We start from the raw sequence: 23,001 nt of genomic DNA, 5'->3' as shown, positions 1-23,001 counted from the left end.
GATGATACGTCGATTTTTTGGGCTAAATGCTGACGAAAAGCAGGGCGTCGTCAGTTTTGACGTGTCGAAGGGCGGTGAGATGTGACATGGATTGAAGAAACGCGATCCGGTAATGGATTTGTCGAGGGGGCTTTGCTGAATTAATCAGACAGAGATCGTTCCGTGCGGGCAGAGGCAAGTAATGAAACCGGTCATTTTGGTTGTGGATGACGACAGCGCGATTGGCGAACTGCTTAGCGATGTGCTCAGTGCGCATGTTTTTGACGTGCTGCTGTGCCAGACCGGCAGCGATGCGCTGGCGGTAGCGGCCCAGCGGACGGATATCTCGCTGGTGCTGCTGGATATGATTCTCCCCGACACCAACGGGCTGCTGGTGCTGCAACAGCTGCAGCGTAGCCGACCTGATTTACCGGTGGTGATGCTGACCGGCCTCGGCAGCGAATCCGACGTCGTAGTCGGGCTGGAAATGGGCGCCGATGATTATATTGCCAAGCCGTTCAACTCCCGGGTGGTGGTGGCGCGGGTGAAAGCGGTGCTCAGGCGTAGCGGTGCGCTGGGTGCCGAAGGCGCGAGCGGCGGCACGGGATTGCTCTTTAACGGCTGGCGGCTGGATACGTTTCGCTGCGAGTTGTTTAACTCGCAACAGCAAGCGGTGCCGCTGACCCAGGGAGAGTACAGCCTGTTGCTGGCGCTGGCGCAAAACGCCCGCCGGGTGCTCAATCGCGAGCAGCTGTTGGCCCTGACCCATAGCGAAAGCACCGAAGTCTTTGACCGGACGATTGACGTGCTGATCATGCGCCTGCGGCGCAAAATCGAACCGAATCCGCATCAGCCGACGCTGATCAAAACCCTACGCGGTCTGGGCTATGTGTTCGCCGCGGATGTTATCCACGGCGACAGGGCGGCGTAGCCCCGGCAGACGCGGGGCCAGCGGGGAGACAGGACTCTTACTTCACGGTCCAGCCTTTGTAACTGCCGATATTGTTTTTATCGATCAGGGTCACCGGGATCAACACCGGTGCGGCCGGTGCCGGTTTCCCCTGCAGAATGTCATAACCGATCTCTACCGCTTTCGCCGCCATGACCTGCGGGTCCTGCGCCGGCGTCGCCACAAACAGCGAGTTTTTACGTTTCAACGCCTCTTCACCGTCCGGACTTCCGTCGACGCCAACGATAAAGAACTCATGACGCTGCGCCTGTTTTGCCGCCAGATCGGCGCCGATCGCGGTCGGATCGTTGATGGCAAAGACGCCATCGATCTTCGGATTTGCCGCCAGCAATGAGGTCATAATTTCCAGACCACCTTCACGGCTGCCTTTCGCGTTCTGGTTGTAGGAGAGCACTTTGATATCCGGGTGGCGTGCAAACTCGGCCTGGCAGCCTTCGACGCGGTTCTGCACAGCGGAAACCGGCGGCCCGTTGATAATCACGACATTCCCTTTGCCTTTCAGGCGGTCGGTGATGTATTTACAGGCCATTTCGCCCGCCTGGGTGTTATCGGAGGTAATGGTCGCGTCCGCGCCTTCGGCGGCCACGTCCACCGCAACCACCACGATCCCGGCATCTTTCGCGCGTTTTACCGCAGGGCCAATCCCTTTTGAGTCGGCGGCGTTGAGGATAATCATGTCGACTTTGGCGGCAATAAAGTTATCGATCTGCGCCACCTGCTGACCCAGATCGTATCCGCTGGAGACCAGCGTCACTTTCACATTGTCTCCGGCCAGCTTACGGGCTTCCAGCTCCGCGCCTTTGGTGATTTGTACAAAGAACGGGTTGGCTAAATCCCCCACCGTGACGCCGATTGACTTCAGCTCTTTGGCCTGGGTAAAGGGCGCTGCGGCAAGCAACGCGCCGGCACAGAGTGCGGTTACTACGGGTTTCAAACGCATGCTGTTTTCCTCTGTCTGTAGGGTATTGTTGTTATGCACTTTGATGGTGTCGGGTACGGTATTTGTCGATCAGCACCGCAATGATGATCACCGCCCCTTTGATCACCAGTTGCCAGAAATAGGAGACGCCCATCAGCGTCATGCCGTTATTGAGCGTGGCGATAATCAACGCCCCCACCAGCGTGCCGGTGATAGTGCCGATGCCGCCGACGAAGCTGGTCCCGCCGAGAATAACGGCGGCGATGGCATCCAGCTCATAACCTACGCCGAGGTTGCCGTTCGCGCTGTACAGCCGCGAGGCGCTCATGACGCCGCCCAGCCCGGAGAGCAGGCCGCTCATGCCGTAAACGAACAGCAGCACCAGCCACACTTTGATCCCCGTGAGCCTTGCCGCCTGCATATTGCCGCCTACGGCGTAGATATGAACGCCAAGGGTGGTGCGGCGCAGAATGAACCAGCACACCGCTACCACCATCAGCGCGATCACCACCAGCCACGGAACCGGCCCGAGGTAATCGTTGCCGATCCATTCGAAGCTGATATCGGAGTTAATCACCGTGGTGCCGTTGGCCAGCAGATAGGCGGCCCCGCGTAGGGCTGTATAGGTCCCGAGCGTCACGATAAACGGCGGTAGCCCGGCGAAGGCCACCAGCGCGCCGTTAAACAAACCGAGCAGCAGGCCGAGCATCAGCGCCGCCGGAATGGAGAGCAGGGAGAGCTCCGGCATCAGCGACACCACCATCGCCGCCACCGCGGTGGTGCCGAGAATCGAGCCGACGGACAGATCGATCCCCCCGGTCAGAATGATGAAAGTCATCCCGGCGGCGAGCACGATGTTGATCGACGCCTGCCGGGTAATATTCAGCAGGTTGCTTTCGGTAAAGAAGTTGGGGGCGATAAAGCCAAATACCGCGACAATCAGGATTAAAATCGGCAGGATACCGACCGTTTGTACCAGATCGCCCATCAGGATTTTCTTCGCTGATACCGATTTTGCCACCGGCTGCGCGGCGGTCTCTTTCTGTGTTGTCATGGTGATACCGCCTTAAGGTGAGAGTCGTTTACGCCGGTGGCCAGCGTCATAATGCTTTCCTGGCTGATGTCGCCGGCCTGGAGTTCGCCGGCGATGCTGCCTTCGCGCATGACGTAGACCCGGTCGCTCATGCCGACCACTTCGGGGAGTTCGCTGGAGATCATCAGGATGGCCACCCCCTGGCGCGCCATCTGGGTCATGATGCGGTAAATCTCGCTTTTGGCGCCGACGTCGACGCCGCGCGTCGGTTCATCAAGCAGCAAAATGCGCGGACCGATGGCGACCCAGCGGGAGATCAGCAGCTTTTGCTGATTGCCGCCGGAAAGGCCGCCGGCCCGCACCTGTGCGTGCGGCACGCGAATATTAAGCAGGGAGATCGCATCGTCGGAGAGGGTCTGCGCCTTTTTGCGATTGAGCATACCCCAGCGGGCATCCCGTTCGAGGGTGGCCATGGTGATGTTCTCCTGCGCCGCCATTTCGAGGAACAGCCCCTGCTCCTTGCGGTTTTCGGTGAGAAAGCCGATACCCAGCTCGATGGCTGCACGCGGAGAGTGAATGACCACCGGTTCGCCGTCGATCTCGATGACGCCGCCGGTGGCCCGACGCACGCCGAAAATCAGCTGCGCCAGCTCCGAGCGGCCGGCGCCGACCAGACCGGCCAGACCGACGATTTCCCCGGCCCGTACCACCAGACTGCTGGCTTTCACTTTACCGCCGTCGGTCAAATCCTCTACCCGCAGGCGCGGCTGACCGGGCGAAATATCGCGCTCTTTATTGAACAGGTCGCTTAACGGACGGCCGACCATCATTCGCACCAGTTCGGAGGCGTTGAGCTTGTCGCGGGTCAGGCTGCCGACGTACTGGCCATCGCGCAATACGCTGACGCGGTCGGAGAGTTCATAAACCTCCGCCATGCGGTGGCTGATATAGATAATGGCCATCCCTTCATCGCGCAGGCGCAGAATCAGCTCAAACAGGCGCTGGGTCTCACGGGAGGAGAGGGCGGCGGTGGGTTCATCCATCACCAGGACCCGGCTGTTGCGATGCAGGGCGCGGGCGATCTCCACCTGCTGCTGTTCGGCAATGGTCAGGGTCATCACCCGGTCGCTGGCCTTAAACTGAGCGCCGAGACGATCTATCACCGCCTGGGCCTGATTAATCATCTCTTTGCGCTGTACCAGCCCGCCGCGCGCCAGCTCGCTGCCGAGGAAAATGTTCTCGGCGACGGTTAAATTCGGCGCCAGCTGCATCTCCTGGTAAATCAGGGTGATCCCGGCGGCCAGCGCATCTTTTGGCCCTTTAATGGCGTGCGGCCGTCCGTCGATCAGGATCTCGCCGCTGGTGGCGGTATATGCCCCCGCGAGGATCTTCATCAACGTGCTTTTGCCGGCGCCGTTCTCCCCCATTAAGGCGTGGATCTCACCGGGCCAGACCGTCAGATCGACGCCTTTCAGCGCATAAAACTTGCCAAAGGCTTTGGCAATATTGCGCATGGATAGTACCGGTGTCCCCTGCATGGCGGCTCTCCTGCGAGTGTGATCGAGAATCGCAGTGCACCACACGACGATAAATACAAAATGTCAGACGCCGTTCATATTTGTCATATTGATGAATAGTTAACCTGGCTCACAATTACGCGATGCGGCTCTCCCGGTCAGGGTCAGCAACCGCCAGGATAAATAAAAAGATCGTGGAGCTGACCATGCCATCCCATCGCTACCCGTTTTTCACCAGCGCTCGCGGGCGTCTGCTGTCGTTTAATTTGCTGATGGTTGCGGTCACGCTGATGGTGGCCGGCGTAGCGCTGCTGGGGTTTCGCCATGCCAGCCTGCTACAAGAACAGGTGCAGCGGCAGACGCTGGATGATATGACCGGCAGTATGAATCTGGCGCGCGACACCGCGAACGTCGCCACTGCGGCGGTTCGCCTCTCCCAGGTGGTCGGTGCGCTGGAGTATAAAAGCGAAGCTGAACGCCTGCTGGCGACCCAGCAGGCCCTGAAATATTCACTCTCGCACCTCGCCGCCGCGCCGCTGGCGCAACAGGAACTGACGCTGGTGGCCAGTATTATTCGCCGCAGCAATGAACTGCAGCAGAGCGTGGGCGGCATGCTGGAACGCGGTCAGCGTCGTCACCTGCAGCGTAATGAACTGCTCAGCTCGCTGTATCAGAACCAGAGCTATCTCCGGCATATTCAGGATCTTAACGATCGGCATGGCGCAGACGCGATCGATCCCCGGCCGCTGGCCGAGATGGATCGGCTGATCGTTGCGGCCATCCATACTTCGACGCCGCGATCGATCGTCCAGCAGCTGGATAAGGTGAGAGGTTTTCTACCGACAACCAGCCGCGATCCTACGCTGGCCGCGATTCTGCAGGATTTCAACGGCGAGCTGGCCAGGCTGGAGCCGCTCTCGGCGCAGCTGGAGGAGAGCGATTTGGCCATCGGCTGGTATATGTTTCACATTAAGGCGCTGGTGGCGCTGCTCAACAGCGATATTAATCAGTACGTTGCCCGCGTGGCGCAGGCGTCTGAACTGCGGGCGGCACAGAGCCATCAGGAGCTGCGCTCTATCAGCATGTTTATTTTGCTGTCGGCGCTGCTGGCGCTGGTGATAACCGGCTTCGCCGGCTGGTATATCTACCGTAACCTTGGCTCCAGTCTGACCGCTATCTCCCGGGCGATGTCGCGCCTGGCCCACGGCGAGCAGGATGTGTCTGTCCCGGGGCTCCAGCGACGCGATGAACTGGGAGAGCTGGCGCGCGCCTTCAACGTCTTTGCCCGCAATACCGCGTCATTGGCCCATACCTCTCAGCTGCTGAAAGAAAAAAGTACCCTGCTGGAGACCACCTTTCATGCCATGCGCGACGGCTTCGCGCTGTTTGATAATCAGGGGCTGCTGGTGGTGTGGAATCCGCAGTATCCGCTGCTGTTAGGGCTGGCAGCCAATGACCTGCAGCGCGGCATTCACTATCAGCAGCTGCTGGGTCAGGCCGCCCCTCTGGCGGAACATATTCGTGACAACCTGTCCCGTCCGCTACCCAAACCCCAGGAGCTACAGCTGGCGAGCGACCGCACCATTGAGCTGCGCTTCAGCCCGGTTCCCGGGCGGGGGCTGGTGAACGTGGTTCTCGACAGGACCGAACGCAAAGGGCTGGAGCAGGCGCTGGTACACAGCCAGAAAATGAAAGCGGTCGGCCAGCTGACCGGCGGCCTGGCGCATGATTTTAATAACCTGCTGGCGGTGATTATCGGCAGCCTTGAACTGGTTCAGCCGCAGGACGCGGACGTGCCGCGGATCTCCCGGGCGCGAAAAGCCGCAGAACGCGGCGCGCTGCTTACCCAGCGGCTGCTGGCCTTCTCGCGTAAGCAGTCGCTACACCCCAATGCCGTGGCGATGAAACCGCTGCTGGAGAATCTGGGCGAACTGATGCGCCATTCTCTGCCGACGACGCTGAGTCTGGAGATTGAGGCACAGTCACCCGCGTGGCCGGCGTGGATTGACGTCGGCCAGCTGGAAAACGCCATTATCAATCTGGTGATGAACGCTCGCGATGCAATGGAAGGGCGTTCAGGGGTAATTAGGCTGCGCACCTGGAACCAGCGGGTGGCTCGCAGCGACGGGCGGCGGCAGGATATGGTGGCGCTGGAGGTGATCGATCACGGCAGCGGGATGTCGCAGGAGGTCAAAGCCCAGGTGTTCGAACCGTTCTTTACCACCAAACAAACCGGCAGCGGCAGCGGTCTGGGGCTGTCGATGGTCTATGGTTTTGTCCGCCAGTCCGGCGGGAGGGTGGCCATTGAGAGCGCGCCGGGCCAGGGGACAACGGTGCGTTTACAGCTGCCGCGCGCGGCGGTACAGGCGCCGAGCGGTGGCCCGCTGCCGGAAGTCGAGCAGACGGTGAGCGGTGAGCGGCTGGCGCTGGTGCTCGAGGATGAGGCCGATGTGCGCCAGACCCTTTGTGAACAGCTTCATCAGCTCGGCTGGTTAACCCTGGAGGCCGGGAACGGAGAGCAGGCGCTGCAGTTACTTGAGGCTTCGACGGAAATTGCGCTGCTGATTAGCGACCTGATGCTGCCGGGCCGATTGAGCGGAGCCGAGGTGATCAACGAAACCCAGCGCCGTTTCCCGACGGTGGCGGTGCTGCTGATCAGCGGCCAGGATCTGCGTCCGGCGCACAATCCTGCGCTGCCGGACGTTGAGCTGCTGCGTAAACCCTTCAGTCGGACACAGCTGATGCAGGCGCTGCGACAGGTTGTGGCAAATAGCGGCTGCGGGCCAGCGCCGCAGCCCCTTGAGCACCATTAAATGTTGAGGACGATGCGGCAAGAAACTGCACCGCCTGATAAGGCAACGGGCGGCGAATATGCGCTTTTATCATGGCGAGCAGCGCCTCGCGTGGAAACCCGGACATGTCCATCACGCCACCGCCGAGGATCACCGCATCGGGGTCGAACAGGTTGATGCTGGTGGCGATGGCGCGGGCGGCGTGGTGCAGGAGGGCCTGTACAAACGGTTCCTCAGCGGCGTGTAAAAACAGTTCACCAAGCGCATAGCCGCGCGGCTGTTGTTCATACCAGCGTTTGAGCGCGATGCCGGAACAGACGGTTTCCAGACAACCGGGATTACCGCAACCGCAGATGAGCGCGTTGTCGCCCTGCGGGATATGACCCAGCTCTCCCGCCACGCCATGTGCACCTGTCCACGGCCCGCCGTTTAACCAGATGGCGAAGCCCATGCCGGTGCCGAGATAAGCGGCTAACACCTGTTGAGCCTGCAAACCATTTTCCTGCACGTCAAATGAGAGCTGGAGATTCACATCGCGGGAAAATTCGACCGGACAGGCCAGCGAATGCTCCAGCTCATCGGCTAGCGTACGCAGGGTTTCTGGCGGTAACGATAGGTTGGGGGTGGAGATAATCGTCCGTTTATCTCTGCTGACCAATGCCGGAAAGCCCATCACCAGGCCGCAGCAATGTGCCTGAAAGCGGTCAAGCTGCTGCTGAATCAACATCGTGATCCCGCTCACCAGACCGTCAGGGGCGATCGCTTCAGCGGTGCGCAGCTTCTCGCAATGCAGAGTCTCGCCCTGTGCGGTTTGCAGGCAAAAGCGGATATGGGTTGCGCCCATGTCCACTCCTGCGACGACCTTACGCTGTTTTTGCATGAGGGAATACCTCGTTTTTGGCCGCCAGAATCTGCTCTGCCATGACCTGCCACGCGTCGTGAATATTGTCGCCGTGGTTAAACAGACCGGAGGTCCCGACGATAAAGACGTCCGCGCCTGCCGCCATCAGTTTTTGATAGGTCGCTTTATTGCACGAACCGTCGATCTCAATTTCGTAGGCCAGCCCTTCACGTTCTCGCCACGCTTTTAGCTCGCCGATCTTCTCCAGCATTTCAGGAATAAAGGGTTGGCCCGCGAAACCCGGATCGACGGTCATCACCGTAATTTTGTCCGCCTTGTGGAGGTAATATTTCATCGTCTCAACCGGCGTTTCCGGATTGAGAATGAGGCCGACTTTCATGCCATGGCGACGAATCTCCTCTATCAGGCGGAAAGCCTGACCGTTAATAGTTTCCGGATGCAGGGTGATAAAGTCTGCGCCCGCCTGCGCCAGCTGGCTGATGTAATCCTGTGGCCGGGTGACCATCAGATGGCAGTCCAGTGGTTTACTGGCCAGCTTCTTCACCTGGCTGACGAAAAACGGCGATAGCGTCAGGTTAGGGACAAAATGACCGTCCATGATGTCGATGTGGAAGTAATCTGCATGCCGATCGATAAACTCGATCTGTTCTTTGAATTTCAGCAGGTCCATACACATTAAAGAGGGGGCAATTTTCATCATAAATTCCTTACTTACTGATAAGACGATCGAGGGCGACAGCCGCGATAATTAATCCACCCATCACCACCAGCTGGTAGTAGGTTTGTACCTGGAGAATATTCAGCCCGTTGTTGATGGTGCCGATGATCAGGCCGCCAATCACCACTGAAAAAATGCGTCCCTTACCACCAAAGAAGCTGGTACCGCCGATAATGGCGCTGGCGATGGCGTAGGTTTCAAAGCCCATTCCGGCCAGAGGCTCCGCGGCGCCGAGACGTGCCGTCGAGACCACTCCCGCCAGCCCGGCGCAGATGCCGGATATAATGAACACCAGCAACATATGGAACTTCACATCGATGCCAGAGTAGAAGGCGGAGTTTTTATTGCCGCCGAGGGCGTAGATATTGCGGCCCAACCGCATCCGGGTGGTCAGGAACCAGAGAATCACGGCCACAATAAGCGAGAAGATGACCGGTACCGGGATCCCCAATACGCTGGCGGCAAAGAAATTGACGAACTCGAAAGAGAAGCCATAGACCGAGTTGGCGTCGGAGATAACCAGGGTGATGCCGCGAAAAATCGCGTTGGTACCGAGGGTAATAATGAACGGGTGCAGGCCGGTCCAGTTGACCAGGCAGCCGTTAATCGCGCCTAGCGCGCCGCCGACCAGCACGCCGCCAATCAGCGCTGCGAGGAACGGATCGACGCCTGCCAGCATGAGTTTGGCGGTCACCATGCCGGAAAGCGCCAGAATCGCCCCCACGGACAGGTCGATGCCTGCTACCAGAATAGCGAAGAACTCTCCCATTCCGATGAGCACCGTCACCGAGCTCTGAACAAATATTTGGGTGATATTATTGGTCGTCAGAAAGTATTCCGACGACAGCGAGCCGAAGATCGCGACAATAATCGCGAGGATAAAAAAGGTGCCGTATTTATCCCAGAACAGTGCGAAGTTGAACGGCTTTTTGCCATCAGACTCCCCTTTTACTCTTGCGGCAGTGCCCATACCATAATCTCCTCTTCGCTCATGTCGTCGCGATTGGTCAGAATTTGCGTCAGCCGCCCTTCGCAGAACACGGCGATGCGGTCACAGACGGTAATAATTTCAGGAAGCTCGGATGACACCATCAGAATGACTTTTCCGTCATCCGCCAACTGGCGCATCACTTTATAAATTTCGGCTTTCGCGCCGACGTCGATTCCGCGCGTCGGTTCATCGAAAATAATGACGTCGGGGTTGCAGCATAACCATTTGGATATCAGGACCTTTTGTTGGTTACCGCCGGAAAGTTCGGTGATGCTCTGATCGACAGAATGGCACTTCAGCGCCAGTAATTTGCGCTGTGCCTCCGCCGTTTTACGCTCGTTCTCTTCATGGAACAGCCCCATCGCCCCTTTATAGCCGCCGTGTTTCAGGCTCAGGCTGACAGCCATGTTTTGCGCTATAGAGAAATTGCCGAAGAAACCGTTGTCCCGGCGACTCTCCGTGATGTAGCCCATTCCTTTCTTTAAGGCATCGAGCGGCGAGCGCGGGGTAATGGCTTTACCGTTGAGGATGATTTCGCCGCTGCTCCGCTTATCAACACCAAACAGACAATCCATCAGTTCGGTACGCCCGGAGCCCACCAGGCCGGCAAAGCCGAGAATTTCACCGCGATTGACGCTAAAGGAGATATCGCGGACCTTTTTCTTATCCCGGCTGGTGACATTTTTTACTTCGAATACCGTTTCGCGCGCGATATTTCCGCTGTTCTCTTTCATCGCGTTAAAGCGGTTTTGCAACTCACGGCCGACCATCAGACGTACGATATCGTCGTTATTGACCTCGCTGACCATGCCACTGCATACGCTGCTACCGTCCTTCATCACCGTGTAGCGGTCGCAGATCCGGCGTATCTCCGCCAGCTTGTGCGAGATATAGACGATGGCGGTTCCCTCTTTACGCAGCTGGTTCATGATCAGGAACAGGTAGTCCACCTCTTTGTTGGTCAGCGAAGAGGTGGGTTCATCCATGATCAGCACTTTGGCGTCGAGCATCAGTGTCTTAGCGATTTCCAGCATCTGTTTATGGCTGATCGACAGATTCGCGACTTTCTCGTCTAAATCGACCTTTAATCCGATGCGTAGCAGCATCATTGCCGCTCTGATGCGCATCTCTTTCCAGTCGATAATATTGACGCCGCAGATTTTTTTCGTCAGATGGCGGCCGATATATAAATTTTCCATTACGGTTAATTCATCAATGACGCTGAGCTCTTGATAAATAATGCCGATGCCGAGTCTGGCCGCTAATTTATGGTCGAGCTTGTCATAATTAACGTTATTAACCGTGATGGTGCCTTTGGTCGGTTCATGTATTCCCGACAAAACTTTCATTAACGTTGATTTACCCGCACCGTTTTCCCCGAGTAATGCATGTATTTCGTGCGGGTAAACGGTTAAATCGACCGATTTTAATGCGTGAACCGGGCCAAAGGATTTGCCGATCCCCGCCATTGAAATATATGGCGTGAGCATAATAACTCCTTACTTATTTTTACCCTCCTGAGTTCAGGAGGGTAAGGGGAGAGCATCGGACTCGTTGCTGGAAAATTATTTTGTGACCAGAATAGAATCCACCAGTTTGAATTCTGGTGTTTTATCCAGTGGAATCACCTTGCCGGTTTTTTCGGCATCAACCATCATCTTCAGTCCCGTCGCGCCGATATTGCCCGGATTTTGCGCAATCGTTGCGGTCATCTGACCGGCTTCCACCATTTTACGCGCTTCAGGGATACCGTCAGTGCCGACCACCAGAACCGTCTGGCTTTTACCGGCGTTGGCTACGGCCTGGGCAACGCCCATTGCCATTGTGTCATTCGCGCAGTAAAAGGCTTTCAGGTTAGGGTTCCGCTGTAGCACGTTAGTGGCAACATCAAGCGCCTTAATGCGATCCCAGTCGGCTGGTTGGCTGGCAACAAGCTTGATCTGACTGGCTTTTTTGAATGCCTCCGTTGCACCGTTACGACGGGCTTCGCCTGACGCGTTACCCGCTTTTCCTTCGATGATGGCAACGTCGCCGCCTTCAGCACCCAGTTTCTCGATAATAAAATCGGCCCCTTTTGCCCCCACCGCGACGTTGTCCGTGGTGACGAAACCTTCAACGTTACCGCCCGCTTTCTTCAGGTTATCCATATCGATTTTTTCATCGAGATTGACCAGATAAATCCCTTTCTTCCAGGCTTTCGCCACGGGCATCACCAGGTTGACCGACGAGAGAGGCGCGAAAGCGATGCCTTTATAGTTCTTATTGCTTAAGTCTTCGAATAGCTGCAGCTGTGATTGAAAATCCCCTTCCGAAGGCGAGGCAAAAATATCGACGCTGACTCCCAGCGTTTTGGCCTCATCTTCAATACCTTTTTTCATATCAACCCAGAAAGGATTTGATAATGTTTTTAATACCACCGCGTAATCGGCCGCGGCAAAAGCGCTGGTAGATAACATTACGCCCATAGCCGCGCCGCTGAAAATTTTCAGGTATTTATTCATGACAGTATTCTCGGTGTAGGATACAGTAATATTGATCCCACCGTGGTGGGATCGGCGTTTATTATTTACTTCAGCGCTCCTGGTGAAAAGAAATCAACAATGGCGCCGGTTTTTTGCATGTTTAAAGTGGCCTGTTCAATATTTTGTTGGGCTACCGAAACGAAAAAAGCATCTAATAAGGTAAGTTGTAAAATACGCGCTGAGGCGTTTCTCCCTAATAAAGGAGTTTCTGGTGCTGGCGAGCAAATAATAAAATCAGCTAATTTAGCAATCGGTGAATGGTAGCTATGGGTAATACAGATAATTTTAGCACCGTTCTTCTTGGCCAGCTCTACTGCCGATTTAATATCGCTGGTGCGCCCGGAATGGGTGACGACCAGCACGACGTCGCCTTTTTTCAACAATGAGGCCGACATCATCATGATATGCGCATCCGGATATGTCTGGCAGCGCACGCCGATCCGTAAAAACTTATGCTGCACATCGGCGCAGATGGCATTTGATCCACCGGCTCCGTACAGATCGCGCTGGTTGGCCTGGGCGAAGAAACGTGCCGCGCGATGAATTTCATCGACATTAACGATCGACTGACCTTCCATAATGGTACGCAGAGTAATGTTAAAAACCTTATTCACCACGTCCTGAGGTGCTTCATCAAAGGAGAGCTCTGCCGGAAGGACCTGTTCAGATTGCGAAAAATACTCCACCAGGGCGCTACGCAGGTTACGAAAACCGCTAAAACCGAGCAGTTTGGAGACCTTAACGATCATCGCTTCGGAAACCGACAGCGCTTCCGCCACATCTTTAATGGCGGGAGCGTCGCTCAGATTGCCGGGTTTAAGCAACCATTCGACGATTCGGCTTTCGTTTTCGGTCATTCCTTCCTGCTTCATGCGTAGCCAGGGGGCGAGACCGATACCGTTGGGGAGCGAACTGGATTCTGACTGACTCATCGCTTTCTCTTGTCCATAAAGTGAAGACGTCACTATATCACCACAGTCAAAACAGAAAAGATACAATCAACTTCACAAAATTATAAGTTTTATAAAGTTTTGCTTTTTGTAAAGTTCAGGGGTGGTTTTGCGTCGGGGTATTTTTAATTAACTCTTTATAAAACAAGGTTTTTTTAGATTTATCTGTAAAATTTAAAACGATAGTTAATATGAGTCGTCTATTTTTCTCGCTTGATTTGTGAATTTTAGAGAGGTAGAAATGGCACGTCAGGCCGGATTTGTGCCGATTTTCTGGCCGGGTTTTGCGGTTTAAATCACAACTCTATCTATGTTCGTAAAGTAAAAACAGGCGAGGTTAAGTATGAAAAGGATTGCAATTGGCTGCGATCACGTCGGGTTTATCCTTAAAAACGATATTGTAACGCATCTCCGACAGCGGGGAATCGAGGTGCTGGATAAGGGAACATGGTCACCTGAGCGTACCGATTATCCCCGTTATGCCAGCGCTGTCGCGCAGGCCATTCTGACAGGTGAAGCTGAGGGCGGGATCCTGATCTGCGGCACCGGCGTCGGGATCTCCATAACCGCCAATAAATACCCCGGCATTCGCGCGGTGGTGTGCAGTGAACCCTATTCGGCCCAGCTATCGCGGCAACATAATAATACCAATGTGCTGGCCTTCGGCGCGCGCGTGATAGGTCTTGAACTGGCAAAAATGATTGTCGATGCCTGGTTGGGGAGCGATTATGAAGGCGGACGTCATCAGACGCGAATTGATGCGATTACCGCGCTTGAACAGCCGCGGATTTGAGATTCCTCCGCTACTCGCCGCAACGACCGTTGATTAACGTAGGGCCAGCCCCCTGAAGAGACTGGCTCTATGAAACGTTACTTTACCGCTTTAATCCTCTGCACGCTGTCGCTGAGCAGCCAGCTGGCGCACGCTGACATTATTGACGACGCAATCGGTAATATTCAGCAGGCGATTAGTGATGCCTACAACCCCGGCAATAGCCGCTCTGATGATGATAACGACCGCTATGATGACGGACGTTACCAGGGCAGCCGCCAACAAAGCACCGATCGCCAGCGGCAGTATGACGATCGGCAGCGACAGATAGAGGATCGTCGCCGTCAGCTCGACGATCGCCAGCGCCAGCTGGATCAGGATCGCCGGCAGCTGGAGAACGACCAGCGGCGGCTGGATGACGATTATTAACCGCGCCGTCGTTTCTGGTCGTGGTGACATGGCGCTCACCGGAGTGACGATAGCCCTAATCGGGTTACAGATTAATCCAGCACGATCTCCATACCGTCATAGCCGGCCTCAAACCCCGGCGGCAACGGATGGTCCATCATCCAGAGATCAAACTGATGGCTGATATGGGTCAGAATGACCCGCGGGCAGGCCAGCACCTGATTGATAGCGCGTACCGTATTCAAATCGCAGTGGTTGCGCGGCGGCTGCGGGCGCGGCTCATGGCTGCAGTCGATCACGATCGCCTGCGGCTGGTTATTCAGTAAGAATTTGAGCGTCTTTTCCGGTAATCCGGCGGTATCCGACAACCAGGCGACCCGGCTGTGCGCCGACTCCAGCAGATAGCCATACGTCAGCTTCGAGTGATTCAGCGGTAGCGGCGTCACCCGCAATCCCTGTAAGTTAAACACCACAAACGGTTCAACGGTATGGCTGAAATCGAGCAGGCCGGGGTGCTTAAACAGGTCATCGCAGCCTTCAGGATCCGGCGGCCCAAACACCGGGATCGGCGCACCGACGCCCCAGCGCAGCGGGAATAATCCCTGAACATGATCCATATGATAGTGGGTAAGTAAAAACTGCTGAAACTGGCCGGCGGGCCACCGGTCCATCAGGTCGGGTAGCCCGGCATCCAGAAGTGTGACGGCGTCATTGAAGGTCACGACCGCGCTACAGGGGCGACGACGATGCGCCTCATCGCTGCGCGCACGCTGACAGGCTGCGCAGTCGCAGCCGAAGACCGGAACCAGCTGGGCGCCGCCGGTGCCGGTTAAGCGAATAGTCAGGCCCATACTTCCTCCTCACAGCGCTTTTTTAAAACGCAGATGGCTTTGCGTATACCCTTCACGGAGATAGAAACGGTGGGCGTCGGGACGGGATTTTCCGCTGGAGAGCTCCACCATTTGTGCACCGTGTTCGCGGGCTTCCTGCTCCGCCCAGGCCAGCAGCGCCTGACCGACGTGCAGGCCGCGTCTCTGCGGCAGCACCACCAGTTCCTGCACTTCCCCGATCCAGGCGTTGAAATTAAGCGGGAACTGCAACTGTAGCCCAATCAACCCGACCGTCTCCCCCTCCACCTGCGCCAGCTGATAGCGCAGGGTTGGATTTTGCAGGTTCATGGCAAACCCGGCGGTGAAATGGTGGCGATCGTACGCTTTCTGCTTTAATTCGCAAATTAATGCATATACGGCATCGACATCGTCCAGGGTCGGGGCCCGGAGTTCACAGGTAGGCATGTTGATTCTCTTGTCGGGCGTAGTGGCGACGCAGCAGCGTGAGGAACTGGTCGACGGATTGCCCGAGGCTGCCGTTGTTGTTCAACGTCAGACAGTCGGAGGGGGTATAGCGCGCCGCGCGCTCCAGGCGCAGGGCGATCTCCGCTTCGCTCTCTCGCCCGCGCTGTTCCAGGCGCTGGCGCAGCACCTCCGGCGTGACCTGCAGGCAGATGGGCAGCAGGGCGTCAGCGTAGCGCGCCCGGGCCTGAGGCAGATGGGCGCGAGAGCCATTGGCCACCACGTCAAAACCGGCGTGCAGCCACAGGTCAATTTCGATGCCAATTCCGTAGTAATTGTTATTGGCATGCCAGCTCAGGGCGAACAGCTGGCGCTCGGCGCGGTTGAAAAACTCCTGCTTGCTGAGCGCAATATGATTTTCGCTGCCGGCGTTGAACGGGCGCGTAATATAGCGATGCGCCACCAGCAGCCGGGCATTTTCGCGCTGACGTAAGGCCGCCAGCAGGCTATCTTTTCCGGAGCCTGAGGCGCCCACCAGCCAAATCAATTTTCCGCTCATCAGAAGACCCTCTTTCCTTGACGCCAGACGTGGTCAATATGGACATGTTCGCCGCGACGGTGCGCCAGCACCATATCGGCACGCTTACCTTCCGCAATCACGCCGCGGTCGCCTAATCCCAGAGCCTGGGCCGGATTTTTACTGACCAGACGAATGGCCTGCGGTAGCGAGAAGGCGTTGTCGTGGTCGTCCGCGATGCGGAACGCCGCATCGAGCAGGCTTGCGGGATAGTAGTCTGACGACAGAATATCGAGCAGGTTGCTGGCCGCCAGCTGGTGGGCCGCGACGTTGCCGGAGTGCGAACCGCCGCGCACGATATTCGGCGCCCCCATCAGCACGTTCATGCCGTGCTGACGCGAGGCCTCTGCGGCGGCTAAGGTGGTAGGAAATTCGGCGATCACGCTACCAAGCTGGTGCGATTCGACGACATGTTCACGGGTGGCGTCATCGTGGCTGGCGAGGGCGATCTTACGCTCGCGGCAGATGGCGGCGATGGTCTCGCGGTTCGGCTGCGACCAGGTCGCCGCCAGCGCCATCTGCTCCTCCTCGAAGCGGTCCATCTCTTCGTTGGTCAGATGATATTTTCCCTGATAGTAATCGCGGTACTTGCTGCGATCGGCGTACTGGCGCTGTCCTGGAGAGTGGTCCATCAGGGAGACCATGCTCACCGGCTCGCGGCCAACCAGCTTCTCAAACAGCGGCAGGGTGGTGTGGTGCGGCAGCTCGCAGCGCAGATGCAGGCGGTGCTCGGCGCGGTTAACGCCGCGCTTTTGCGTCTCTTCGATGGCGTTGATCATCTTTTCCAGATTCTCCAGCCGGTCGCCGCCGTCGCGGACATCGCCAATGGCCACCGCATCCAGCACGGTGGTGATCCCGCTGGCGATCATCAGCGCATCATGGCTGCTCATCGCCGAGTGGGCGGGCCAGTCGACTTTCGGGCGCGGAGTAAAGAATTTGTCCAGATTATCGGTATGCAGCTCAATCAGCCCGGGCAGCAGCCAGCCGCCTTCACCGTCGAGCGCCTGCGGTAGCTGGCTCTGGCTTTCGGCAAAGGCGTAAATTCTGCCTTCCTGCACTTCCAGCGACCCGTGTACCACTTCATCCTCGAGAACCAGGTTTACATTATTGATAATCATGCTGTTATTCCCATCGGGTGCAGTCGGTCGGCGACCTGATTGCGGACCGTTTCATCATGGAAAATACCGACGATAGCCGCGCCGCGCGCTTTGGCTTCGTTAATCAGTTCCACTACGGCGGCGCTGTTTGTGGCGTCCAGCGAGGCGGTTGGCTCATCAAGCAGTAAAATCGGGTAGTCCACCGCGAAACCGCGGGCGATATTGACCCGCTGCTGTTCCCCGCCGGAAAATGTGGAGGGCGCCAGATGCCATAACCGTTGCGGAACGTTCAGGCGCGTCAGCAGGCGGGCAGCCTGCGAAGCGCAGGTATCGCGAGCAATGCCGAGGTCGAGCAGCGGTTGCATCACCACTTCGAGGGCCGAGATTCGCGGGATGACGCGCAGAAACTGGCTGACCCAGCCGATGGTGCGCTTGCGGACTTCCAGCACTTTACGCGGCGAGGCGTTGACCAGGTCAACCCATTCGTCGCCGTGGCGGATATGGATATGACCGGTGTCCGGCTGGTAGTTGGCGTACAGCGAACGCAGCAGGGTGGATTTGCCGCTACCGGAATGGCCGTGCAGCACCACACATTCGCCATGGCTGACCTCCAGAGAGGCATTCTGCAGCACCGGCAGGCGCACGCCGTTTTGCTGGTGAAGTACAAAGGTCTTACTGACATTTTCAACGTGGATCATTTTAGCCTCGTGGTTTGGGTGCCGGGTGGCGGCTTCGCCTTACCCGGCCTACGGGTGCTGTGTTCGTAGGCCTTACCCGGCCTGCGGGTGCTGCGTTCGTGGGCCTTACCTGGCCTTTGAGTACTGTGTTCGTAGGCCTTACCCGGCCTGTGGGTGCTGTGTTCGTAGGCCTTACCCGGCCTGTGGGTGCTGTGTTCGTAGGCCTTACCCGGCCTGCGGGTGCTGCGTTCGTGGGCCTTACCTGGCCTTTGAGTACTGTGTTCGTAGGCCTTACCCGGCCTGTGGGTGCTGTGTTCGTAGGCCTTACCCGGCCTTTGGGTGCTGTGTTCGTAGGCCTTACCTGGCCTTTGAGTACTGTGTTCGTGGGCCTTACCCGGCCTTTGGGTACTGCGTTCGTAGGCCGGGTAAGCGCAGCGCCACCCGGCGACAGCAACCTCAGTTCTGCAATACCGATGACACCAGCAGCTGGGTATACGGGTGATGAGGATCGTCCAGCACCCGGTCGGTTAAGCCACTTTCCACCACCTGACCCTGTTTCATGACCAGCAGACGGTTAGCCAGCAGGCGCGCCACCCCCAGGTCATGGGTGACAATTACCACGGCCAGGTTCAGCTCTACCACCAGGCCACGCAGCAGATCGAGCAGACGCGCCTGCACCGATACATCCAGACCGCCGGTCGGCTCGTCCATAAATACCAGCTTCGGCTGGGTCACAAGGTTGCGGGCGATTTGCAAACGCTGCTGCATTCCGCCGGAAAAAGTGGTGGGCAGATCGTCAATACGCGACGGTGGAATTTCGACATCGTTCAGCCACTGTTCGGCGGTCGCGCGAATATTTCCGTAGTGGCGTGCGCCGGTGGCCATCAGGCGCTCACCGATGTTGCCGCCCGCCGACACCTGACGGCGCAGACCATCCATCGGATGCTGATGTACCACGCCCCATTCGGTGCGCAGCAGACGGCGGCGATCCGCTTCGCTCATCGCATACAGCGAGCGGTTTTCATACCGCACTTCACCTTCCTGCGGCGCCAGGCGCGCCGAGAGGGCTTTCAGCAGGGTGGTTTTCCCCGATCCGGACTCACCCACGATGCCCAGCACTTCACCGGGCCACAGTTCAAAAGAGACGTCGCTGAAGCCTTTGCCCGGCGCATAAAGATGGGTCAAATGATTGACCGCGAGTAACGGATGGCTCATTTGTTCAGCGCCTCGCTCTGTTGACGGCAATAGTCGGTATCGGAGCAGACAAACATCCGTTTGCCGCTGTCATCGAGTACCACTTCATCAAGGTAGCTGTGGCGAGACCCGCAAATGGCGCAGGGTTCATCCCACTCCTGGACGGTAAAGGGGTGGTCGTCGAAATCGAGACTTTCCACCGGGGTAAACGGCGGCACGGCGTAAATGCGCTTTTCCCGTCCGGCGCCGAACAGCTGTAGTGCGGGCATCATGTGCATTTTCGGGTTGTCGAATTTAGGAATGGGCGACGGGTCCATCACATAGCGGCCGTTCACTTTTACCGGGTAGGCATAGGTGGTGGCGATATGACCGAAGCGGGCAATGTCTTCATACAGTTTCACCTGCATCACGCCGTACTCTTCCAGCGCATGCATGGTGCGGGTTTCGGTCTCGCGCGGCTCAATAAAGCGCAGCGGCTCCGGGATCGGCACCTGGAAGATGAGGATCTGATCTTCGCTGAGCGGCGTTTCCGGGATCCGGTGACGGGTCTGGATCAGCGTGGCATCGCAGGTCGCCTCGGTGGTCGCGACGCCGGTGACGCGCTTAAAAAACTGCCGTATCGACACCGCATTGGTCGTGTCATCGGCACCCTGGTCAATCACCTTCAGCACATCATGCTCACCGATGATACTGGCGGTCAGCTGAATACCGCCGGTTCCCCAGCCGTAGGGCATCGGCATCTCGCGGCCGCCGAACGGTACCTGGTAGCCGGGAATCGCCACCGCTTTGAGAATTGCCCGGCGGATCATGCGCTTGGTCTGCTCATCAAGATAAGCAAAGTTGTAGCCAGTGAGTGGGTTAGCCACGTTCGTTCTCCCGTTGCAGGCGTTTCAGCAGCGCCAGTTCGGCCTGGAAATCGACATAGTGGGGCAGCTTGAGATGCGAGACGAAACCGGCCGCCTCGACGTTATCGGCGTGGGCGAGGACAAACTCTTCATCCTGCGCCGGCCCGGCTATCTCCTCGCCGTAGTCCGGCGCCTGGAGCGCCCGGTCTACCAGCGCCATCGCCATCGCTTTGCGCTCGCTCATGCCGAAGGTCAGGCCGTAGCCGCGGGTGAAGTGCGGGGGCTCGCTTTCCGGCGCCACGAAACCGTTGACCATCTCGCATTCAGTCATCAGCAGTTCGCCGATATTGACCGCAAAACCCAGCTCTTCGGGGACGATCTCAATGGCGACGTAGCCGCTGCGAATCTCGCCGGCAAAAGGGTGGTTGCGGCCATAGCCGCGCTGCGTGGAGTAGGCCAGCGCCAGCAGATAGCCTTCATCGCTGCGCACCAGCTGTTGCAGGCGTGACGAGCGTGAACAGGGATAGACCGGCGGATTGCGGGTGATGTCGTCGGGCCGGGCGTGGGACTCCTGTTCCGCTTTCGCCAGCCCCTGCTGTACCAGCAGATTGAAAACGTGCGGTGTGGCTTCCGGCGGCCGTTCGGCGGTATTCAGCGTCGGCGTTTCGCCGTTGGCCAGCAGAGTGAAATCAAGCAGGCGGTGGGTGTAATCGTAGGTCGGGCCGAGCATCTGGCCGCCGGGAATATCCTTATACACCGCCGAAATACGGCGCTCCAGGCGCATGCTGGCGGTATCGACAGGTTCGCTCACCGCCAGTCGCTGCAGGGTGGTGCGGTAGGCGCGCAGTAGAAAAATGGCTTCGACGTTGTCGCCGCTGGCCTGTTTGAGCGCCAGCGCCGCCAGTTCACGATCGGCGATGCCGCCTTCGGTCATCACCCGATCGACCGCCAGGTGTAGCTGTTGGGTAATCTGTTCAATGCTCAGTTCGGGAAGCCGTCCATCGCCTCGTCGTTTATGTTCCTGTAAGGCGTGAGCGGCTTCGATCGCCCGCTCTCCGCCTTTGACGGCAACGTACATCAGCAAACCTCCACGTGGGTGGTGCGCGGGATAGCCAGCAGGCGCTCGCCGCAGGTGAGGATCAGGTCAATGCCCAGCGGGAACGGGTGCGGGCGTTCGGTCAGCTCATCAATGATGCAGTCCGGCAGCTGCGGGGCGATCATGCGCTCTTCGGCGATACCGGCCCCGGTCAGGCGCAGCATGCGCCCGCCGCTGAGGCTGGCGAGCTGGACAATCAGCGTGACGCCGGTTTCCGGCGCGGCGACGGTACCGGCGGACAGGACGTTAAGCTGTTCGCTGCTGATACGTTCATCGGTGACGGCGAAGACCGCCTGCTGCGGCAGTTCCACCAGCGGTGCGCCGGTATGAAAACGTAAGTTCTGGCCGACGAGATCGTTATGCAGCGCCGATGAGAGCCAGACCGGCGTTTCGTGGTCCGCCAGGGTCAGCAGCAGGCTGGTGGAGGCGATATTCAACGGTTGCCAGCCGTGCTGGAGCTGCTGCAGTGCGACAATGACGCCCGGCTCGCTCATGGCTTTGAGCAGGCGACGAAAACTGTGCTGGGCATCCTGCACCGGTAGGGTAAAAGCGGTTTGTAAGGTCATGCGTTATCTCCGCGAACCAGAGTAAAGAAGTCCACCCGGCTGGCGTTGACTTCGGCGCGTCGGGCTTCAATGCGTGCGCTTCGTTGTGCTTCCAGCGGGGTAATCAGGGTTTCCATTAAGGTGTGAAAATGGTGGGGCGATTGCATCAGCGCGTCGATGGTTGCGCAGCGTTCTGCGTGCGGCCGGTCGCGGCCCAGTATCCAGCTGTAGCCGAGGGTGCCGTCGGTCAGGCGAATGGCGGCGCGGGTCAACGTCGCGTCTCCGGCGAAGAAACGATCGCCAATCCCGCCCATCCGCGCCTGGAGCTGTACCAGGCCGGTTTCCGGCGCGCGAATCAGTTCATAGTCCGGCGCCAGCTGCAGGGTCTGCATCCGTGCCAGCAGCTCCTCGGGGTCACTGTGGGCCAGCACGGACATCCAGCGCTGGCGGGTTGCGGTATCAAAGTGCATTCAGTGCTCCATGGTGAATTCAATCATGTCCGCCCGGGTCAGGCTGACGGAGTACTCCGTAGCCTGCGGTTCGCCCGCGCGGTGGTTCAGGGTTCTCACGCACAGCAGCGGCGCCATGTTGGGGATCCCAAGAATATTGCTCTCTTTGGCCTGGGCGCGACGGGCGCTGATTTTGGTGCGCGCGCGGGTCAGTTCGACATCCAGCCGTTGGCGCAGGAAATCGTGCAGTGACCCCTGGGTGAAGGTTTGCAGCGCCGGCCAGAAGCGCAGGTCGGTGAAGTAGTGGTCTATCAGGCACAGCGCGACGCCGTTGACGCGGCGCAGGGTCCGGAGATGAATGACGTTGTCGCCTTCCTCAATGCCAAAGGCTTCGGCGACGTGGCTGCTGGCCGGGCGCAGTACCGACAGCAGCTTTTCGCTGGTCGGGTGGCTGCCCTGATCGAGCAGATTCTGGCTGAAGCGCGCCTGGGCATTGAGCGGATAGTCGATTGGGCGCATCAGCACCAGCACGCCAACCCCCTGACGGCGTTGGACCCAGCCGCGTTCAACCAGCTGATCGATCGCCCGGCGCAGGGTATGACGGTTGACTTCAAAGCGCGTGGCCAGCTGTTGTTCAGCCGGAAGGTAGTCGCCGCAGCGATAGTGATGGCGTAGTTCCTGCTCAAGTCTGGCGGCAATTTCCTGATACCGGGTCGGATAACTGGTCGGATGTCTGGATAAGTACATGTCAGTCAAGCCTCACTAAGCAGAAGAAGGGATTTCCCTCTGAGAGTGG

At 58.0% G+C, this 23,001-nt stretch carries 24 protein-coding genes; 4 read left to right on the top strand and 20 right to left on the bottom strand.

What is annotated here, in order from left to right:
• The first annotated feature begins 181 nt into the window (after positions 1–181).
• Entirely contained in the window at positions 182–910 is a 729-nt protein-coding gene (locus tag AC236I_RS23360; RefSeq protein WP_015585352.1) for a response regulator, read from the top strand.
• A 37-nt stretch (positions 911–947) separates the two neighbouring features.
• On the opposite strand, the gene AC236I_RS23355 is transcribed toward AC236I_RS23360, so the two are convergent.
• Genes AC236I_RS23355 through AC236I_RS23345 form a run of 3 tightly spaced genes read right to left on the bottom strand, consistent with a single transcriptional unit; the run spans position 948 to position 4,439 of the window.
• Complete coding sequence (locus tag AC236I_RS23355) at positions 948–1,889, bottom strand: ABC transporter substrate-binding protein (RefSeq protein WP_486930257.1); 942 nt, start codon at positions 1,887–1,889, stop codon at positions 948–950.
• 31 nt (positions 1,890–1,920) lie between these two features.
• Positions 1,921–2,922, bottom strand: a complete 1,002-nt coding sequence (locus tag AC236I_RS23350) for an ABC transporter permease subunit (RefSeq protein WP_004856549.1) — start codon at positions 2,920–2,922, stop codon at positions 1,921–1,923.
• The gene (locus AC236I_RS23345) at positions 2,919–4,439 is read right to left on the bottom strand and encodes a sugar ABC transporter ATP-binding protein (RefSeq protein WP_128319141.1); all 1,521 of its coding nucleotides are present in this window, start codon (positions 4,437–4,439) and stop codon (positions 2,919–2,921) included. The genes AC236I_RS23350 and AC236I_RS23345 overlap by 4 nt, the downstream gene beginning before the upstream one ends.
• Before the next feature lie 185 nt (positions 4,440–4,624).
• Here AC236I_RS23345 and AC236I_RS23340 point away from each other — a divergent pair, with 185 nt between their 5' ends.
• Positions 4,625–7,231, top strand: a complete 2,607-nt coding sequence (locus AC236I_RS23340; RefSeq protein ID WP_004856552.1) for an ATP-binding protein — start codon at positions 4,625–4,627, stop codon at positions 7,229–7,231.
• Here AC236I_RS23340 and alsK read toward each other — a convergent pair.
• From alsK to AC236I_RS23310, 6 genes are all read right to left on the bottom strand, one after another.
• Positions 7,143–8,090, bottom strand: coding sequence for an allose kinase (gene alsK / locus AC236I_RS23335; protein ID WP_004856554.1), 948 nt, complete (start codon positions 8,088–8,090; stop codon positions 7,143–7,145). The genes AC236I_RS23340 and alsK overlap by 89 nt on opposite strands.
• Positions 8,074–8,769 (bottom strand): D-allulose 6-phosphate 3-epimerase, encoded by a 696-nt coding sequence (alsE, locus tag AC236I_RS23330; protein ID WP_004856557.1) that lies wholly within the window; start codon positions 8,767–8,769, stop codon positions 8,074–8,076. The genes alsK and alsE overlap by 17 nt, the downstream gene beginning before the upstream one ends.
• Positions 8,770–8,779: 10 nt before the next feature.
• Positions 8,780–9,760, bottom strand: coding sequence for a D-allose ABC transporter permease (alsC, locus tag AC236I_RS23325; RefSeq protein WP_004856559.1), 981 nt, complete (start codon positions 9,758–9,760; stop codon positions 8,780–8,782).
• Positions 9,739–11,271 (bottom strand): D-allose ABC transporter ATP-binding protein AlsA, encoded by a 1,533-nt coding sequence (alsA, locus tag AC236I_RS23320; protein ID WP_163980710.1) that lies wholly within the window; start codon positions 11,269–11,271, stop codon positions 9,739–9,741. The genes alsC and alsA overlap by 22 nt, the downstream gene beginning before the upstream one ends.
• A 75-nt stretch (positions 11,272–11,346) precedes the next feature.
• Positions 11,347–12,282, bottom strand: coding sequence for a D-allose transporter substrate-binding protein (gene alsB / locus AC236I_RS23315; RefSeq protein ID WP_004856564.1), 936 nt, complete (start codon positions 12,280–12,282; stop codon positions 11,347–11,349).
• 65 nt (positions 12,283–12,347) lie between these two features.
• A complete protein-coding gene (locus tag AC236I_RS23310) occupies positions 12,348–13,235 on the bottom strand; it encodes a MurR/RpiR family transcriptional regulator (protein WP_004856567.1) in 888 nt (295 codons plus the stop codon).
• Positions 13,236–13,596: 361 nt separating this feature from the next.
• Here AC236I_RS23310 and rpiB point away from each other — a divergent pair, with 361 nt between their 5' ends.
• Both rpiB and yjdP read left to right on the top strand, forming a co-directional pair.
• Complete coding sequence (gene rpiB / locus AC236I_RS23305; RefSeq protein ID WP_004856568.1) at positions 13,597–14,046, top strand: bifunctional allose-6-phosphate isomerase/ribose-5-phosphate isomerase RpiB; 450 nt, start codon at positions 13,597–13,599, stop codon at positions 14,044–14,046.
• Between the two features lie 69 nt (positions 14,047–14,115).
• The gene (yjdP, locus tag AC236I_RS23300) at positions 14,116–14,454 is read left to right on the top strand and encodes a DDRRRQL repeat protein YjdP (RefSeq protein WP_048025186.1); all 339 of its coding nucleotides are present in this window, start codon (positions 14,116–14,118) and stop codon (positions 14,452–14,454) included.
• Between the two features lie 71 nt (positions 14,455–14,525).
• Here the strand turns inward: yjdP and phnP are convergent, their stop codons facing one another.
• From phnP to phnF, 11 genes are all read right to left on the bottom strand, one after another.
• Complete coding sequence (phnP, locus tag AC236I_RS23295; protein WP_015585348.1) at positions 14,526–15,284, bottom strand: phosphonate metabolism protein PhnP; 759 nt, start codon at positions 15,282–15,284, stop codon at positions 14,526–14,528.
• Positions 15,285–15,293: 9 nt separating this feature from the next.
• Positions 15,294–15,728 carry an aminoalkylphosphonate N-acetyltransferase gene (gene phnO / locus AC236I_RS23290; protein ID WP_004856576.1) on the bottom strand — a complete coding sequence of 145 codons (435 nt, stop codon included), beginning with the start codon at positions 15,726–15,728 and terminating at the stop codon, positions 15,294–15,296.
• Entirely contained in the window at positions 15,715–16,284 is a 570-nt protein-coding gene (gene phnN / locus AC236I_RS23285; protein WP_004856577.1) for a ribose 1,5-bisphosphokinase, read from the bottom strand. Before phnN ends, phnO begins: the two co-directional genes overlap by 14 nt.
• Positions 16,284–17,420, bottom strand: a complete 1,137-nt coding sequence (gene phnM, locus AC236I_RS23280; RefSeq protein WP_004856579.1) for an alpha-D-ribose 1-methylphosphonate 5-triphosphate diphosphatase — start codon at positions 17,418–17,420, stop codon at positions 16,284–16,286. The genes phnN and phnM overlap by 1 nt, the downstream gene beginning before the upstream one ends.
• Positions 17,417–18,097, bottom strand: coding sequence for a phosphonate C-P lyase system protein PhnL (gene phnL, locus AC236I_RS23275; RefSeq protein WP_004856582.1), 681 nt, complete (start codon positions 18,095–18,097; stop codon positions 17,417–17,419). Before phnL ends, phnM begins: the two co-directional genes overlap by 4 nt.
• Positions 18,098–18,532: 435 nt before the next feature.
• The gene (phnK, locus tag AC236I_RS23270) at positions 18,533–19,291 is read right to left on the bottom strand and encodes a phosphonate C-P lyase system protein PhnK (RefSeq protein WP_004856583.1); all 759 of its coding nucleotides are present in this window, start codon (positions 19,289–19,291) and stop codon (positions 18,533–18,535) included.
• Positions 19,288–20,136: an alpha-D-ribose 1-methylphosphonate 5-phosphate C-P-lyase PhnJ gene (locus AC236I_RS23265; protein WP_004856584.1), complete on the bottom strand. Its 849-nt coding sequence runs from the start codon at positions 20,134–20,136 to the stop codon at positions 19,288–19,290. Before AC236I_RS23265 ends, phnK begins: the two co-directional genes overlap by 4 nt.
• A complete protein-coding gene (locus AC236I_RS23260) occupies positions 20,129–21,193 on the bottom strand; it encodes a carbon-phosphorus lyase complex subunit (protein ID WP_004856587.1) in 1,065 nt (354 codons plus the stop codon). Before AC236I_RS23260 ends, AC236I_RS23265 begins: the two co-directional genes overlap by 8 nt.
• On the bottom strand, positions 21,193–21,777 hold the full coding sequence (phnH, locus tag AC236I_RS23255) for a phosphonate C-P lyase system protein PhnH (protein WP_004856589.1): 585 nt from the start codon (positions 21,775–21,777) through the stop codon (positions 21,193–21,195). The genes AC236I_RS23260 and phnH overlap by 1 nt, the downstream gene beginning before the upstream one ends.
• A complete protein-coding gene (phnG, locus tag AC236I_RS23250; RefSeq protein ID WP_004856591.1) occupies positions 21,774–22,226 on the bottom strand; it encodes a phosphonate C-P lyase system protein PhnG in 453 nt (150 codons plus the stop codon). The genes phnH and phnG overlap by 4 nt, the downstream gene beginning before the upstream one ends.
• A complete protein-coding gene (phnF, locus tag AC236I_RS23245; RefSeq protein WP_004856594.1) occupies positions 22,227–22,952 on the bottom strand; it encodes a phosphonate metabolism transcriptional regulator PhnF in 726 nt (241 codons plus the stop codon).
• Positions 22,953–23,001: the final 49 nt, after the last annotated feature.

Source organism: Klebsiella sp. Sb-30 (assembly GCF_057652795.1).
Note: the sequence above shows the minus strand (reverse complement) of the source record. Positions and strands in the feature narration are given on the sequence as shown.

Coding starts and splice junctions, on each gene's coding strand:
- AC236I_RS23360 (WP_015585352.1), top strand. CDS start 182: ATGAAACCGGTCATTTTGGTTGTGGATGACGACAGCGCGATTGGCGAA.
- AC236I_RS23355 (WP_486930257.1), bottom strand. CDS start 1,889: ATGCGTTTGAAACCCGTAGTAACCGCACTCTGTGCCGGCGCGTTGCTT.
- AC236I_RS23350 (WP_004856549.1), bottom strand. CDS start 2,922: ATGACAACACAGAAAGAGACCGCCGCGCAGCCGGTGGCAAAATCGGTA.
- AC236I_RS23345 (WP_128319141.1), bottom strand. CDS start 4,439: ATGCAGGGGACACCGGTACTATCCATGCGCAATATTGCCAAAGCCTTT.
- AC236I_RS23340 (WP_004856552.1), top strand. CDS start 4,625: ATGCCATCCCATCGCTACCCGTTTTTCACCAGCGCTCGCGGGCGTCTG.
- alsK (WP_004856554.1), bottom strand. CDS start 8,090: ATGCAAAAACAGCGTAAGGTCGTCGCAGGAGTGGACATGGGCGCAACC.
- alsE (WP_004856557.1), bottom strand. CDS start 8,769: ATGAAAATTGCCCCCTCTTTAATGTGTATGGACCTGCTGAAATTCAAA.
- alsC (WP_004856559.1), bottom strand. CDS start 9,760: ATGGGCACTGCCGCAAGAGTAAAAGGGGAGTCTGATGGCAAAAAGCCG.
- alsA (WP_163980710.1), bottom strand. CDS start 11,271: ATGCTCACGCCATATATTTCAATGGCGGGGATCGGCAAATCCTTTGGC.
- alsB (WP_004856564.1), bottom strand. CDS start 12,282: ATGAATAAATACCTGAAAATTTTCAGCGGCGCGGCTATGGGCGTAATG.
- AC236I_RS23310 (WP_004856567.1), bottom strand. CDS start 13,235: ATGAGTCAGTCAGAATCCAGTTCGCTCCCCAACGGTATCGGTCTCGCC.
- rpiB (WP_004856568.1), top strand. CDS start 13,597: ATGAAAAGGATTGCAATTGGCTGCGATCACGTCGGGTTTATCCTTAAA.
- yjdP (WP_048025186.1), top strand. CDS start 14,116: ATGAAACGTTACTTTACCGCTTTAATCCTCTGCACGCTGTCGCTGAGC.
- phnP (WP_015585348.1), bottom strand. CDS start 15,284: ATGGGCCTGACTATTCGCTTAACCGGCACCGGCGGCGCCCAGCTGGTT.
- phnO (WP_004856576.1), bottom strand. CDS start 15,728: ATGCCTACCTGTGAACTCCGGGCCCCGACCCTGGACGATGTCGATGCC.
- phnN (WP_004856577.1), bottom strand. CDS start 16,284: ATGAGCGGAAAATTGATTTGGCTGGTGGGCGCCTCAGGCTCCGGAAAA.
- phnM (WP_004856579.1), bottom strand. CDS start 17,420: ATGATTATCAATAATGTAAACCTGGTTCTCGAGGATGAAGTGGTACAC.
- phnL (WP_004856582.1), bottom strand. CDS start 18,097: ATGATCCACGTTGAAAATGTCAGTAAGACCTTTGTACTTCACCAGCAA.
- phnK (WP_004856583.1), bottom strand. CDS start 19,291: ATGAGCCATCCGTTACTCGCGGTCAATCATTTGACCCATCTTTATGCG.
- AC236I_RS23260 (WP_004856587.1), bottom strand. CDS start 21,193: ATGTACGTTGCCGTCAAAGGCGGAGAGCGGGCGATCGAAGCCGCTCAC.
- phnH (WP_004856589.1), bottom strand. CDS start 21,777: ATGACCTTACAAACCGCTTTTACCCTACCGGTGCAGGATGCCCAGCAC.
- phnG (WP_004856591.1), bottom strand. CDS start 22,226: ATGCACTTTGATACCGCAACCCGCCAGCGCTGGATGTCCGTGCTGGCC.
- phnF (WP_004856594.1), bottom strand. CDS start 22,952: ATGTACTTATCCAGACATCCGACCAGTTATCCGACCCGGTATCAGGAA.